The organism is Providencia sp. PROV175 (assembly GCF_032707045.1).
Lineage (GTDB): Bacteria > Pseudomonadota > Gammaproteobacteria > Enterobacterales > Enterobacteriaceae > Providencia > Providencia hangzhouensis.
This window is the reverse complement of the sequence record NZ_CP120533.1, coordinates 1732534-1747931: the sequence shown is the minus strand read 5'-3', so window position 1 is coordinate 1747931 and position 15398 is coordinate 1732534. Positions and strand designations below refer to the sequence as shown.

Below are 15398 nucleotides of genomic sequence, written 5' to 3'. Positions count from 1 at the left end.
CATTTTTTCATCTGCACAGATCATTTCTCAATTTTGTAATAAAATTACCAAACGTATTTTCTATTTCATTATAGCCACTGTCTTTTTGAGATAGTCTTAAATAGAATCAACAGCAACGCATTATTATCAATACATTATTTAGCCTTGCTTCGTCAGGTGTTCACCGATAAATTACCTCTAATTTTCTTAATTAAAATGTGAACATCATGACGTTAACCGTTATTGTTTTTCTTTTGGTTTATATTGCGATGGGCTTTGGTAAGCTACCTGGCTTCAAAGTTGATAGAACTGGCGCTGCGGTTATTGGTGCCTTAGCTATGATGGCTATCGATAGTATTACCCCTCCCCATGCATGGAATGCTATTGATTACCGAACTATTGGTATGTTATTTGGGCTTATGGTCGTTTCTGCTTCTTTTGTTGTTTCTGGTTTTTATAGCTGGACCGCAAACCGGGTGGCGATGCTAAAAGTTTCACCACCAATATTACTGGCTGTTTTAATTCTTGTCGGCGGCTTTCTTTCTGCATTGCTCACGAATGATGTTGTTGTTGTCGCCATGACACCATTATTAGTATCAATTAGTTTATCTCGCGGTTTAAACCCAATTCCTTTTTTGCTTGGCTTTTGTTTCGCAGCTAATAACGGAGCGGCGGGCTCATTAATTGGTAGCCCACAGAATATGATCGCAGCGCAAGGACTCGATATCTCGTTTGTTGGCTTATTACAGGCGTCTGCAATACCAGCCCTGCTTTCCTTACCATTAACATGGTTGGTACTTGTTTGGTTATATCGTAATCGTTGGTATTTGACTAAAGAAAATACATTAGCAACGCCCCCTAAAACCACCCAAGAAACATTAAATGTATGGGAAACAGCAAAAGCTGGCGTTATTACTTTCGCAGTTATCATTAGCTTTATTGTGACAGATATTCCTAAAGAACTTATAGCGTTAACGGCTGCTGGATTTTTATTATTAAATAGATCCATTGCCTCGAGTGATATGCTTAAACTCGTCGATGGCAATCTTTTATTACTCATCATGGGATTATTTGTCGTCAATGCCGCTTTTGCCGCCACAGGTCTTCCTCAGCAATTATTAACTGATTTGCGAAGCTATGGTGTGGATCTCAACAATCCATTAGCCCTATTTTTAGTTACTGGTGTTCTAAGTACTATCGTTGGAAACAACCCTTCAGTCATGTTACTCGTTCCCTTCTTAACACCTGAAGGTAATGCCGATTCGTTAGGCGCAGCTCTCGTTTTGGGTTCTGGTTTTTCAAGCAACTTACTGGTTTTCGGTAGTCTTGCTGGCATTATTGTGGTCGAACAATCAGCGGCATATGGCGTGAAAATTTCTTTTGGTGAGTTTTCTAAATCAGGGGGAGTTGTAGCACTATTGTGCATGTTATTAGCTGCTGCATGGATTTTATTTGCTTTATAGGCTTTTTAGCCAATCTGCTATTACATAAGCAGATTGGCTATAATTATAAATCCTATGGCAGTATTGCAAAAGAACGAACAGGAAAACCACTAGCATTGTTTGGTTTAGCAACAATATTAAAAATTACAGCACCACGCGTGGGGACTTGGTCCAAATTAGCAAGTAATTCAACTTGGTATGTATCTTGTTCTAATACATAATACTCACCAAGTAACGCATTATTTTTTCGAAAATCTTTTGCTGCATCAGTATCAAATGTTTCATGGCCAATCGCTTTTATTCCGCGTTCTTCAAATAAAAATTTAAGTGCATCCATTCCCCAACCCGGTATTTGGTTATTGCCCTCGTCATCTTTATTATCCATCAGCTCTTGTGATGGCCAACGTTTACTCCAGTCAGTACGTAATGCAACAAAACTCCCTGATTCAATTCGGCCATTTTTCGCTTCAAAATTAAGGACATCATCAAGAGAAAATGCAAAATTAGGATCTTCTTTTGCCCTTTCAGACTGGTCAATAACAATCAATGGCAGAACAAGTTCTTTTAATTCAAGCTCATGTAAATAACGTTTCCCTTCAACGAAATGACAGGGAGCATCAATATGGGTGCCATATTGTCCTGGAAATGTAAATTGCTGTGCAAAGAAACCTTCTGGATAGCCAAATAATGTTTTAAACTCAGCAGAGTCAAACATAAAAAAATGCGGTGAGTCTTTATCGAAGCTATGTGTCAAATCAACCCATTTTTTAGATTTTATTACATTAAATGCATCAATTAATTCATTGCTCATATTTTCCCCTGTCAGTTCTATTTTCTAAATAAAATTATCTACAGACTATTTTTATAATGCCTTTCCTAACCTATTAAATAACGAAAAAACATCCTGTTGTCTACAAATTCAACACGAATCTTTTTCATATTAAATCAGTAAGATATTTATCTTTTATAGCAAAAAACCACTAATTAATAAAAATTAGTGGTTAACATAATATTAATAATAAAAAAATAGACTAGGATTTTATTTAGGGTATTTGTTCCAGCTGTCAGGTTCAATAAAACCATCATAAATACGCTGAGAACGAATATAATCTGCATACTCTTTAGATTCAAAAGCTTCTTTCAAATCTTTTGCCCACTGAGCATCTAGGTCTTTTTGCATGACAGTCACAATAACGCGATGCTCTAGCGGTGAGTTTTCTACAACTAAACCATCTGCAATACGTTGGCCGGCACTTGCCACATAGTTACCATTCACAACGACAAAATCAACATCATCTAATAATCGCAACCCTTGAGCCGCATCGGTTTCTCGAATATCTAAGTTATATTCATTTGGGGAGATATCATTAACACTAAAACTTAATGTACTCACATCAGGCTTAATTGTAATCCAACCTAACTTTTCCAGGATCCTAGCGCCACGCTCTGCATTAACGGGGTCATTAGATAATGCAACAATCATACCATCTTTCACATCATCCAGCGTTTTATGTTTATTTGACCGCAGGCTTTGAGGCGCACTCGGTGAGTCTGTCAATGCCACCATGTTAATATTATTTTTTTTGTTATAAGCCTCCATATAGGCACGGCTTTGATTTACAGAAGCATCAATAGAACCTTCTTCAAAAGCAGGATTTATTTGCCTATTCTGTGAAAATTGGCGCAAATTAACGGTATAACCTTTTTTTTCTAAAATCGGTACAATACCTTTATCCACTTGGTCAATATAATTGCCAACACCAAAGCCTATTGTAATTTGTTTTTTATTAGGATTATCTTTTTCACTATTATCGCCACACCCTGCCAACACAACTAAAGCAGTAGTAATTAAAGATAAACCTATTATTTTTTGTTTTAACATATGTAACAACCCTGTAAAGATATTTTGGGCAGTATAATCATAATTAAAGAGCACAACTTAGACTATATCGTTATAACTTAATACAAAAGTAATATAAGAGTCACTTGTAATTCTTTTTGGTTATAAATATATAACAAATAGATCGTTCGATTAGTGATGTGATTGATATGTAATGAAGGAGATAAAAACGTTTAAAAAAAGTGAGTTGCTTTATGACTATTTCCTATAATGATGTAATTAATTATTTAACTAATTTAACACCAGATTCCAATCTAGCTAAAATTCGCCATGAACGCTCAGTCGCGACTGAAAATACTCAAGCCGTATTTGAAGCTATTTTTTCTACGCCATCGACACTTCTCACAAATGATGTGAAATATTATTTTGCTCATGAAGTCGCGAAAATAACGGGAAGTCCCCGTCTCGCTGAATTTTATTTGCAATTAATAGACTCAATTCCTGATGAACCTCTTACCCAACCACTTTCCACAGCAAAAGAATATCTGCAAATTTTAACGCAATCACCTAAAGACACCCATTACCAATTAATTGCTGCATTAACTGAACAAGGTTGGCAAGAGAGTGACATCATTTTACTTGCCCAATTAATAACTTATGTCACCTATCAAGCTCGGCTAATCGAAGGGATCCTTTTACTGACAGATAATAGCAGCCTTACAAGTAATTCGTCCAAAGTTGTGGCTGGTAAATGGAACCATCAACTATTAACCCGAAAAGGGAACTCTTCTCCAACCTCTTTTACACAAGATAACTTAGGATGGGAAGCTTGGATTTCAGCAAGGGATGCGAAGACATTGTCTGTTGAAGAAGCTCAGGTTATGAAAAAATTTGGCCAATTAAACTCTGAATATTTTTTACTACTCGCACATCAAAGCAAAATTTTAGAATTACGAACTTTAGTTGACCGAGGCGTGTTTTATACCTCAGAAGGGTTACCCCGCTGGGAACGTGAATTTGCTGCGGCGGTAACGAGTAAAGTTAATGGCTGCATATACTGCGCTTCTGTACATGCTAGAAAAGCCAGTCAGTATGCAAAAGAACGACGTGCTGATGTTGATAAATTACTAGCAACTGCGACGGGTTCAGTACTTGCTGAAGGTTTTGATGACAGACTCCTAGCCATCACAGATTTAGTCGCCTCTTTATCTGCAACCCCCATCCAAGCCACACCATCACAAATTGAAGAGTTACAAAACTTGGGTTTATCTGAACTTGAATTACTTGATTTAGTTCAATCAACGGCCTTCTTTTCATGGGCGAACCGCTTAATGTTATCGCTGGGTGAGCCCTTTGAAATAGTAGAGGATAAGGAGTAATTCAATGGAACTGATTATGGGTTTAGAGGCATTAGAAGCGCAAATAAAACAAGATTTGCAGTATTTAAATTTACCAATAACGTCTTGGTCATTATCAAAAAATAACCCTGAAAACCAAATTATTGATGTCGCTATCATTGGTGCGGGTATGTCAGGTATTACAGCCGCATTCGCTCTGAAATTACGTGGTATCAATGCAATTGTTTTCGACCAAGCCCCTGCTGGCAAAGAAGGCCCATGGCAAAGCCCTGCATTAATGGAAACATTGCGTTCCCCAAAACATGTGGTTGGCCCTGCGCTTGCATCCCCCTCTTTAACTTTTCAAGCTTGGTTTAAAGCCCAGTTTGGCATTCAAAAATGGGATGAACTCGATAAAATTCCACGTTTGCAGTGGGGAGAATATCTGCAATGGTATAAAACCATGACAGAACCCTATGTGCTTAATCAATATCGGTTAGTGGATGTGCAATTAAATGATAACTACCGTGAATTAATTTTTGATACCCCAGAAGGAACGGTCAGTTATCAAGCGCAACATGTAATTTTAGCGACTGGTATGGAGTCTTTTAGTGAAGCTAATATCCCTAGCTTTATGAATGACATCCCAACGAATTATTGGGAACATTCATATGCAGGTACTGACTATCGTCGCTTTAAAGGTTTAGACATTGGTGTTGTTGGCTATAGTGCAGGTGCTATGGATAGTTCAGCAACGGCATTAGAAAATGGTGCTAATTCGGTTGAAATTTTAATTCGTGCTAGCGATATGCCTCGTGTAAACCGAGGGAAAGTTGCTGGAAGCGCAGGTTTTACCAATGCATATGCCTATTTTACCGATGCTCAAAAATGGCATTACACGGACTATGTAGCCAAAGCCAAAACACCAGCGCCCCACGGAAGCACACTAAGAGTATCTCGTCATGAGAATGCTTATTTCAATTTCAATACTCAAGTTAAATTTATTGAATTAAAAAACAAAAAGTTACATGTCACGACAACGACAGGTAAATTTATATTAGATTATTTGATCTTGGCAACTGGTTATCAGATTAATTGGGCCAAGCACAGCGCCTTTCATCGGTTATCACCGCTAGTTAAAACATGGGGAGATGCATACACGCCATCCATTCATGAAGAAAATACAGAGTTAGCTTCACATCCTTATTTAGGTAATCACTTTGAATTTCAAGCGAAACACAAGCAAGATACACTAAAAATCAATCAGTTATATTGTTTTAACTTAAGTGCATCGCTCAGTATGGGGCCTGTTATAGGGTTAATCCCCGGAACTAATGTTGGGGCAGAACGATTGGCTGACCATATTGCAGCTCAATTGTACTTGAGTCATCAAGAACAACACCTTGAGCAAGTCAAAAATAGCCAAGAAGCTGAATTATTAGGTGATGAGTGGCAACCCGCTGCACCACCTTCAGAACGCGTGCAATTAACTGATAATGTAGAGTAAATTATGATTACCTTTCAAAATATTCAAAAAGTCTATGAAAAAGATGGGCAGTCTTTAGTTGCATTGCAAGACATTAATTTGCATATCAATAAAGGTGATATCTTTGGATTTATTGGTTATAGCGGAGCGGGTAAAAGTTCACTTATCCGCTTAGTGAATCAATTAGAAAAACCAACCAGTGGGGCAGTTATTATTAATGGCCAAAATATTGCTGAACATACCCCTGCAGAAACTCGTTCACATAAAAAAAGCATTGGTATGATTTTCCAGCATTTCAATTTGCTAGAAACTAAAACTGTTGCTCAAAATATTGCGATGCCTTTATTACTTTCAGGTGTCGATAAACAAGAAATCACTCGGCGAGTTGATAGCATTCTTGAATATGTCGAACTTAGCGATAAAAAACACCAATACCCTCGGCAGCTATCCGGTGGGCAAAAGCAGCGTGTTGGTATTGCTCGTGCTTTGATCAATAACCCACAAATTTTGTTATGTGATGAAGCCACTTCAGCCCTTGACCCGCAAACAACTCGCTCAATTTTGCAATTATTAAAAAAAATCAATCAAGAGCAAAATATTACTATCTTGCTCGTAACTCATGAAATGGAAGTCATTGAAGAAATCTGTAACCGTGTAGCCGTTATGGAATCAGGAAAAATTGTCGAAGAGGGAACTGTACTTGATATTTTTGCAAATCCACATCAAGACACAACCAGAAAATTTGTAGGAACAGTGTTAAATGAAGAAATTCCAGAACGCGTTCTACATAATTTAGAACACCAACAAGATGTTTATCGTCTTGAATTTTTAGGGTCCTCTGCGCAACAACCTGTTGTTAATGAGTTAATACTGAAAGAAATTGTCAAAATAAATATTTTGTTTGCCAATATGAAAGAAATTAGTGGTGTCGTGCTAGGCAGTATGTTTGTCCAATTTATTGGTGATAAAGAAAAAATTGAAGATGCAGTTTCTTTTCTTCGCCAACGTGGAGTTGCAGTTAATAAGGGGGCACTATGACACAATTATTCGAAACCGCTTTAACAACTAAACAGTTTTTATTAGCGATGTCAGAAACTTTTACGATGGTTAGCGTTGCGCTCGTATTAGGTTCTATATTTGGGATCTTATTAGGTATCGTACTTGTTGTAACTAGACCAGACGGTATTTGGGAAAATAAATGTATTTATCGTATAGTGAACCCGATTATTAATATTATTCGCTCACTGCCTTTTATCATCTTATTAGTTGCTATGATCCCTCTCACACGCTTTATGGTGGGAACTTCAATAGGAACAACTGCAGCAATAGTGCCATTAGTCATTTTTATTGCGCCCTATACCGCACGCTTAGTTGAAAATTCATTACTCAGTGTACATTCGGGTATTATTGAAGCGGCTGATTCTATGGGAGCGACTAATTGGCAAATTGTTTGGCATTTTATTTTACCAGAAGCAAAGTCATCATTAATTTTAAGTTTAACCGCTGCAAGTATTACTTTAGTCGGTGCAACCGCGATGGCAGGAGCCGTTGGTGGTGGTGGCGTTGGTGACTTAGCTCTAAACTACGGCTACCAACGTTTTGATAATGTCGCAATGGCTATTACCGTTGTTACATTGGTAATTATAGTACAAGGCATGCAATTTATTGGTGACTATTTAGCTAAAAAAGCGCGCTACCATTAATTAGATGGTGAAGGTCGAAAGAATATTCGGCCTTCTCTCTTTTACCTTACTTTATAAGTGCCTATTTTCCCCCTCAATGCTTATGTCCCCCATTTCAAAATTACCTTTAATTAAAAAATTAAAAATAAAGTGGACTACGGTGCCTACTTATTCAAATTTATCGTTTTTTTACGTGATTTAACTCACTTTAATAATAAAAAATGCGATAAATAATCAAATTATTTAAATTTATTTATATTATAATCATGTAGATATACTTTTTAATGGATATTATCAGCTTTTCGCTAAAATAATCTATTCTCTATGTATATTTAGTCGTCTTGCTGTTTTTTCGTTTTTTGCTTTCTACGCGCGCTTTACGATGCATCGTCAGCGTTTTATTCACTTACAGATTAAACTGATTATGCCAACTATTGAACAACTCATTTTATTGATTTCTATACTCATTCTTTTGGGAATTTTCTCTAGCAAATTGTCTGCTAGGCTCGGTTTACCTATGCTAGTCATGTTTTTGTTTATTGGCATGTTAGCAGGCGAAGACGGGATAGGTAAGATTACATTTGATAACGTGAATGTTTCCTATGCCGTTGGTTCTCTCGCCCTTGCTTTAATTTTATTTGATGGGGGTCTACAAACATCAGTAAAATCAATTCGTCTAGTTTGGAAACCATCTTTTACACTAGCAACATTAGGCGTTCTTGTCACCGCAGGTGTGACAGGTCTCGCTGCTGCCTATATTCTCGGCGTTCCTCTGCTTGAAGGGCTATTACTAGGCGCTATAGTAGGTTCTACCGATGCCGCCGCCGTTTTTTCCTTACTACGCAACGCGGGGATCTATTTAAATGAACGATTGCAATCCACTTTAGAAATAGAAAGTGCAACAAATGACCCTACGGCCATATTTTTAACTGTTGGTTTATTACAACTTTTAATGAACCCACAAGCTTCAGGTAGTGAATTAATTCTGCTGTTTTTTAGCCAAATGGGAATAGGTACTGTTGTTGGCTTGAGCGTTGGCTGGGTTTCAGTCAAAATTATCAATAAGATTAAGCTATTAGCTACTGGTTTGTATCCTGTGCTTGTCGCTGCATGTGGACTACTATCTTTCGGTCTCGCCAGTAATTTAGAAGGCAGTGGGTTTTTATCTATTTTTGTCACTGGTGTTGTGATTGGTAATCATCGGTTTGTTTTTCAACGCAATACATTTTTGTTCCATGATGGATTAGCATGGCTAAGCCAAATTATCATGTTCGTTATGCTAGGGTTACTTGTCAACCCAAGTTCTCTTATTGAAGTCTGGCTTGAAGGCTTAATTATTGCTCTGGTCTTAACGTTTATCGCGAGGCCATTGGCTGTAATTCCTGTTCTAAAATTATTTGGTTTCCCTAAACCTGAAATAACATTAATTTCTTGGGTAGGGTTACGTGGCTCTGTTCCTATTATTCTTGCTATTTTCCCGTTTATCTACGGGCTACCTAATGCCCATTTAATTTTTGACGTGGTTTTCTTTGTGGTATTAATTTCAGCAACCTTACAAGGCTCAACCTTGCCTTACGTTGCACGTAAATTAAATTTAATGCAGCCACCTCCATTGATCCCTGCGGCCACTTTAGATATTACCGCAGTAGAACAAATAGACGCAGATTTAGTGGAATATACATTAGGAGAGGATTGCTCTGCAGTGGGTCGCCGATTATCGCAGCTTGCATTACCTGACCAAACTGTCATTGCAATGATCACGCGTGAAAAAAGTGTTTTACCTCCAAGAGGTTCAACTACCTTTCATGCTGAAGACCATTTATTCGTTGTTCTTAAACCTGAAAATCGTATTTTTCTTGAACGCCTTTTTTCAGAAAAAAACATCTCTGAACACACTCCTATTGAACTTCCCGATACAGGGCTAAGTCTAAAAGGAACGACTCGATTAAATGAGATCTACTCATCTTATGGTATCCAAATTGATAATAGTGATGAAAGGACTCTTAACCAATTTATTTACGCTTCTATATCGGAACCTTTGCAAGATACCATCATAAAATTAGATCAACTGCAATTAAGAATTGGAGAGATGATAGGCACACGTATCGTAACCGTAATATTAGAGCCAATCAAAGAGCAGGAAGGTTAACTGAGCATAAATATCTTACCCAATATTTTTCTTAGATATTGAGTAAAATCTTAAGTAATAATTATTTTAAGATACAAAAATAAAAGCCCTTTCGGGCTTTTATTTGTTCTTTAATGAAACATAAGATAAAAACAGCTATTGTCATTTTAAGCTATAAATAGCAGGTATATTTAATTTATGTTCCTAATTGAAACAATTAAGAATTAAAGCGAATTACGTTTCATTCTAAAACAATATAGATATTTAGTTACACCAGAGTATATGCAGAGCTTTCAAACCCCTTATTACCCGTGCTCTCATCTACTTGAGTATCCTCTTGCAGGACTTCACTAAAAAACTCACCCATGTTAACGTCTAAAACTTTTAATACTCGAACTAGACAATCTATATCGATACGATTCACACCACGCTCGTAACGAAATAGTTGCTGTTCACTTATATCTATCTCTTTAGCTAACTGAAAAACAGTAAAGCCTTGAGCTCTTCTAAGGGCTTTTATTTTTTGTCCAACTGCACAAGCGACAGGATATTTCGTGTTCATAAACATTCTCGCTTCAATTTATATTTAAGGAAATAAAAATTAGCAGATAATTATCTACATATTTTATTTTTTATATTTATGTGTATAACATTGATAATGCTACAGACGATTCAGCATATATCTAACAGAATGATATACTACCCTTATAATTAGTTTCAACTAGTCCTAAATTGACATTGCAACTATGTAACAAAGTATTTCACGCTATACATTTCCGTATTAAAATCAAAATAATACTTTAATATCACAAAGTTACACGCAACGTGTGTATCACTGCATAGTAATATCCCAAAGGATATGCCTAAACTCTTGGAATATTCATCTAAAAAAGACCTATATAGCCGATGCATAACCTAAAAATAAAGGAAATAAATAGAATTATTTAACACTGTAACAATATTAATGTTATTGATACAATTAAACTCGATGAAAAGTGATAAACCCAGTATAAATGATACTTTTATGTAAAAAATGGTAAAAACAGTCAATTTTATCTCTAAAACTCTCTAATTCGACAAAATATCAGTACGTTAAAAAGCCAGTTAAACTGTTACAATTAGTAAATTACTAAATTTTTAAAGTAGCAAGAAATGGATTTATTATCTACAAGTACCAAACATAACAAAACCATAACGTTAAGAAAGCTTATTATTCATTTTACTAGATGAATATCACAAAATTATGAAAAATAACTTTCATCGACAGTCTGTTTTTGATTCCCCTTGTTTCTGTTTTTTTAGGATGAAAGATAATACAAAATTTTAAAAATAAACACAATTTAAGCATTTATAGCTAAATTACAGATTTTTATATTTACGATATAATGAAAGCTATTTATAAAAAATGATAATTACTCGTCCATTCTATGGAAGAGTAATTAGCCATTCATTTATGCTTAAATGACGTCATTATATTTTAAAATATATCCTGCTAATGCCATATTGGAATATAGACATAAAAACTAAGTGGTTTTCAAAGTACATCTTGAATTATTTTACATATTAGGCGGGCTGTGTAGCCGATAATTCTCTAAGTTCTTATCATATTACTTAGAAAATGCAACTTACAAAATAGGTGTATTATTTAGTGAGTAAGTGTTTACTGAGCTAAGTATTAGTTTGGATTATTTGCTTGATAATGGCTTGAGATGGTGGGTCGTGCAGGATTGAAATCCTTCGGATTTACCCTACGGGCTGAACCTGCAACCAGCTTGTCGAGGTATGGCTTAACGACTGAGTGTTTACTTAGGTGATTGTTAAATTGGATTATTTGCTTAGGAATGGCTTGAGATGGTGGGTCGTGCAGGATTCGAACCTGCGACCAATTGATTAAAAGTCAACTGCTCTACCGACTGAGCTAACGACCCATCTTGGAAGATCTGATTTTTTACTGCTTAGATGGTGGGTCGTGCAGGATTCGAACCTGCGACCAATTGATTAAAAGTCAACTGCTCTACCGACTGAGCTAACGACCCATCTAAATTGTGTTTCAATGCAAATAATTGATGAAGTGGTGGGCGATAGCGGGCTCGAACCACTGACCCCCTCCTTGTAAGGGAGGTGCTCTACCAACTGAGCTAATCGCCCACTTCATGACTTATACTACATTATAATAAATAATTGGTGGGCGATAGCGGGCTCGAACCACTGCCCCCCTCCTTGTAAGGGAGGTGCTCTACCAACTGAGCTAATCGCCCAATTATTTATTTTTCATCGTCAACGGTGGTGGGCGATAGCGGGCTCGAACCACTGACCCCCTCCTTGTAAGGGAGGTGCTCTACCAACTGAGCTAATCGCCCCGTCGTCGATGGAGGTGCATTATAGGGATACTGAGTTCTGAGTCAACGCTTTTTCAATAGATTTTTTTCGTTCGTTGCAAAAATAATCAAGATGTTTCAATATTCACCAGAAAAGCTGCCTTTTTAATCAATTACCTATCATTTTCTCTTTATTCTTTTAAGAAAAAAACAGAAACTATTTTTAAAGCGCATTTATTTATGTCAAATTTGGCGAAACAAACTAATTTCTTGTCTTCTATCCTGATAACTTGATTGAGGAATCATTGTAGGATGATAGAATAGATATACATTTTAGCAATGCTTAGACATTTCACTGCTTAGAACATCAAACTCGCCATCAAGTTAATTGTGCCTGTTTTTAGTCTTCTAAACAGTAAACAGATAAGCGCTTCAAAAACATGTTTTGCAATTAAGGCAATCTCGATGAGTAAAATCAAAACCCGTTTTGCACCAAGCCCAACTGGCTATTTACACGTTGGTGGTGCACGTACCGCTCTGTATTCCTGGTTATTTAGTCGCCACAATCAGGGCGAATTTGTCCTGCGTATTGAAGATACTGACTTAGAACGCTCAACTCAGGAAGCTATCGACGCCATTATGGACGGTATGAACTGGTTGAATTTAAATTGGGATGAAGGCCCTTACTATCAAACTAAACGCTTTGACCGTTATAATGATGTCATTGACCAAATGTTAGATGCGGGTACCGCTTATCGTTGTTATTGTTCGAAAGAGCGCTTAGAGGCGTTACGTGAAGAGCAAATGGCAAATAATGAAAAGCCTCGTTATGATGGCTGCTGCCGTGACCATGCACACAACCATACACCTGATGAGCCGCACGTTGTTCGTTTCCGTAACCCACAAGAAGGTTCCGTTATTTTTGACGACAAAATTCGTGGGCCAATTGAATTTAGTAACCAAGAGCTGGACGATTTAATTATTCGTCGTACTGATGGTTCACCAACTTACAACTTCTGTGTGGTTATTGATGACTGGGATATGGAAATTACCCACGTTATCCGTGGTGAAGACCATATCAACAACACGCCTCGCCAAATCAACATTCTAAAAGCATTAGGGGCACCAGTACCTGTGTATGCTCACGTTTCGATGATCCTAGGTGATGACGGTAAAAAACTATCAAAACGTCATGGTGCGGTTAGTGTTATGCAATATCGTGATGACGGTTATTTGCCGCAAGCACTTCTTAACTACCTTGTGCGTTTAGGTTGGTCTCATGGCGACCAAGAGATTTTCACTGTTGACGAAATGAAAGAATATTTCAGCCTCGACGCTATCAGTAAATCAGCAAGCGCATTTAATACTGAAAAACTGCAGTGGTTAAACCACCACTATATCAATACATTACCAGCAGAAGAAGTTGCAACCTATCTTGCATGGCATATTGAACAACAGAATATTGATACCAGCACAGGGCCTCAATTAGTTGATCTAATCAAATTACTTGGTGAACGTTGTAAAACATTGAAAGAAATGGCGGAATCTTGCCACTATTTCTACCAAGATTTCGAAGAATTTGACGCTGATGCGGCGAAAAAACACTTGCGACCAGTTGCTCGTCAGCCTTTAGAAGTCGTAAAAGATAAATTAGCTGCGATAACTGATTGGACGGCTGAAAATGTACACCAAGCCATCGAAGCAACTGCCGCTGAATTAGAAGTGGGTATGGGTAAAGTGGGTATGCCTTTACGTGTTGCTGTGACAGGTGCTGGCCAGTCTCCAGGCCTTGATGTGACCGTTCACGCTATCGGTCAAGCTCGCTCTATCACTCGTATTGAGAAAGCCTTAGCGTTTATCGCTGAACGTGAAGCTTCTGCTCAATAATTTAATATTATTGGCCCTCAATTTATTGGGGGCCAATTCTCTGATTCATCCTCCCTTCTCCACTCAACTGATTGCAAAATGTTCTATATTTCAGCAATTAAACCTAAAACCCTATTATTTTATTGACACTCTAACTTAGCTTGAATATGATGCATCCCGTCCAAAAGATTTTGTTTGGGGCTATAGCTCAGCTGGGAGAGCGCTTGCATGGCATGCAAGAGGTCAGCGGTTCGATCCCGCTTAGCTCCACCATCTAATTCCCTGTTAGGTGGCACAATACAAAACATTTCGATTGGGGCTATAGCTCAGCTGGGAGAGCGCTTGCATGGCATGCAAGAGGTCAGCGGTTCGATCCCGCTTAGCTCCACCAATTATTTAAATACTAAAAGTCACTATTCACCTCTTCCATTTTAAATCAATAATATCTTTTAGATTATGAATTACTGCGCGGTATAACCACCATCAATAGGAATAAATGCACCGGTTATAAAGCTACTTTCTTCTGATAACAAAAAGGCCACCACATTAGCAATTTCTAGCCGAGTAGCCATTCTGCCCATTGGGTGAGTAGAAGCCATCCATTGCTGCGTTTCCTGTGGTAATGCACTAATATTCGGTGTTTCTATATAGCCAGGGCCAACAGCATTGATACGGATACCTTTTTGAGCGTTTTCTAAGGCAGCGGAACGTGTTAATCCAAGTACCGCATGCTTTGCTGCAGTGTAAGGTGCTATACCCGCTATCCCTGTTACCCCATTGCAAGCTGATAAATTTACGATAGCTCCCCCACCACTACGCAAAATCATAGGAATACTGTACTTCATACCGTGAAATGTCCCTGTTATATCGGTTTCAATCACCTCATGCCAAGCCTCTAAAGGATAATCCTCAATATTGACGCCATGAGGTCCAGTGATCCCCGCATTATTCACCAAATAGTGCAAAACACCGTATTGTTGCTCAATTTTTTCGACTGTTGTTTTAAAGTCTTGTGCATTTGCGACATTCATTTTTATAGCATAGACACGTTGTCCTGTTGGGTCTATCTCTCTAGCAGCTTGTTGTAAAGCGACCTCATTGCGCCCCGTAATTACCGTTATCACGCCAAGTGAATACAGCTTTTGTGCAATAGTAAAACCGACACCTGTCGATGCCCCTGTAACCAATGCCACTCGCTGATTAAACTTCCCCATAGCTCACCTCAATTATGATTAACTTTAGTTAACTATAATTAATTAACCAAAGTTAATCAACTGGTCGTCTTATTATTAAAATCAATATATACTCAATAGATTGAAT

Annotated in this window: 11 protein-coding genes and 7 tRNA genes; 9 read left to right on the top strand and 9 right to left on the bottom strand. The window is 37.6% G+C overall.

The window, feature by feature from the left end:
* Positions 1-206 precede the first annotated feature (206 nt).
* The gene (locus tag P3L44_RS07645; protein ID WP_272662221.1) at positions 207-1442 is read left to right on the top strand and encodes an SLC13 family permease; all 1236 of its coding nucleotides are present in this window, start codon (positions 207-209) and stop codon (positions 1440-1442) included.
* A gap of 52 nt (positions 1443-1494) precedes the next feature.
* Here the strand turns inward: P3L44_RS07645 and P3L44_RS07640 are convergent, their stop codons facing one another.
* Positions 1495-2232: a cyclase family protein gene (locus P3L44_RS07640; RefSeq protein ID WP_004264854.1), complete on the bottom strand. Its 738-nt coding sequence runs from the start codon at positions 2230-2232 to the stop codon at positions 1495-1497.
* 228 nt (positions 2233-2460) lie between these two features.
* The gene (locus P3L44_RS07635; protein ID WP_094963177.1) at positions 2461-3303 is read right to left on the bottom strand and encodes a MetQ/NlpA family ABC transporter substrate-binding protein; all 843 of its coding nucleotides are present in this window, start codon (positions 3301-3303) and stop codon (positions 2461-2463) included.
* Between the two features lie 212 nt (positions 3304-3515).
* On the opposite strand from P3L44_RS07635, the gene P3L44_RS07630 reads away from it, so the two are divergent.
* The 5 genes from P3L44_RS07630 to P3L44_RS07610 all read left to right on the top strand — a co-directional run bounded on the left by P3L44_RS07630 (position 3516) and on the right by P3L44_RS07610 (position 9915).
* On the top strand, positions 3516-4640 hold the full coding sequence (locus tag P3L44_RS07630) for a CMD domain-containing protein (protein WP_004264858.1): 1125 nt from the start codon (positions 3516-3518) through the stop codon (positions 4638-4640).
* Positions 4641-4644: 4 nt separating this feature from the next.
* Complete coding sequence (locus tag P3L44_RS07625; RefSeq protein WP_272662222.1) at positions 4645-6105, top strand: FAD/NAD(P)-binding protein; 1461 nt, start codon at positions 4645-4647, stop codon at positions 6103-6105.
* A 3-nt stretch (positions 6106-6108) separates the two neighbouring features.
* Positions 6109-7122: a methionine ABC transporter ATP-binding protein gene (locus tag P3L44_RS07620; RefSeq protein WP_272662223.1), complete on the top strand. Its 1014-nt coding sequence runs from the start codon at positions 6109-6111 to the stop codon at positions 7120-7122.
* Positions 7119-7787: a methionine ABC transporter permease gene (locus P3L44_RS07615; protein WP_004264861.1), complete on the top strand. Its 669-nt coding sequence runs from the start codon at positions 7119-7121 to the stop codon at positions 7785-7787. Before P3L44_RS07620 ends, P3L44_RS07615 begins: the two co-directional genes overlap by 4 nt.
* Before the next feature lie 361 nt (positions 7788-8148).
* Entirely contained in the window at positions 8149-9915 is a 1767-nt protein-coding gene (locus P3L44_RS07610; RefSeq protein ID WP_227528923.1) for a potassium/proton antiporter, read from the top strand.
* A gap of 247 nt (positions 9916-10162) precedes the next feature.
* Here the strand turns inward: P3L44_RS07610 and P3L44_RS07605 are convergent, their stop codons facing one another.
* The 6 genes from P3L44_RS07605 to P3L44_RS07580 form a co-directional block, all read right to left on the bottom strand.
* Positions 10163-10456, bottom strand: coding sequence for a helix-turn-helix domain-containing protein (locus tag P3L44_RS07605; RefSeq protein WP_036959042.1), 294 nt, complete (start codon positions 10454-10456; stop codon positions 10163-10165).
* 1290 nt (positions 10457-11746) lie between these two features.
* Positions 11747-11822: transfer RNA gene (locus P3L44_RS07600), tRNA-Lys, on the bottom strand.
* A gap of 32 nt (positions 11823-11854) precedes the next feature.
* Positions 11855-11930, bottom strand: a tRNA-Lys gene (locus P3L44_RS07595).
* A 36-nt stretch (positions 11931-11966) separates the two neighbouring features.
* Positions 11967-12042, bottom strand: a tRNA-Val gene (locus tag P3L44_RS07590).
* A gap of 34 nt (positions 12043-12076) precedes the next feature.
* A tRNA-Val gene (locus P3L44_RS07585) sits at positions 12077-12152 on the bottom strand.
* A 26-nt stretch (positions 12153-12178) separates the two neighbouring features.
* Positions 12179-12254: transfer RNA gene (locus P3L44_RS07580), tRNA-Val, on the bottom strand.
* Between the two features lie 423 nt (positions 12255-12677).
* On the opposite strand from P3L44_RS07580, the gene gltX reads away from it, so the two are divergent.
* The 3 genes from gltX (at position 12678) to P3L44_RS07565 (ending at position 14469) form a co-directional block, all read left to right on the top strand.
* Positions 12678-14099: a glutamate--tRNA ligase gene (gene gltX / locus P3L44_RS07575; protein WP_140172332.1), complete on the top strand. Its 1422-nt coding sequence runs from the start codon at positions 12678-12680 to the stop codon at positions 14097-14099.
* A 176-nt stretch (positions 14100-14275) separates the two neighbouring features.
* A tRNA-Ala gene (locus P3L44_RS07570) sits at positions 14276-14351 on the top strand.
* 42 nt (positions 14352-14393) lie between these two features.
* Positions 14394-14469, top strand: a tRNA-Ala gene (locus P3L44_RS07565).
* Positions 14470-14539: 70 nt separating this feature from the next.
* Here the strand turns inward: P3L44_RS07565 and P3L44_RS07560 are convergent.
* A complete protein-coding gene (locus P3L44_RS07560; protein WP_272662224.1) occupies positions 14540-15292 on the bottom strand; it encodes an SDR family NAD(P)-dependent oxidoreductase in 753 nt (250 codons plus the stop codon).
* Positions 15293-15398 lie beyond the last annotated feature (106 nt).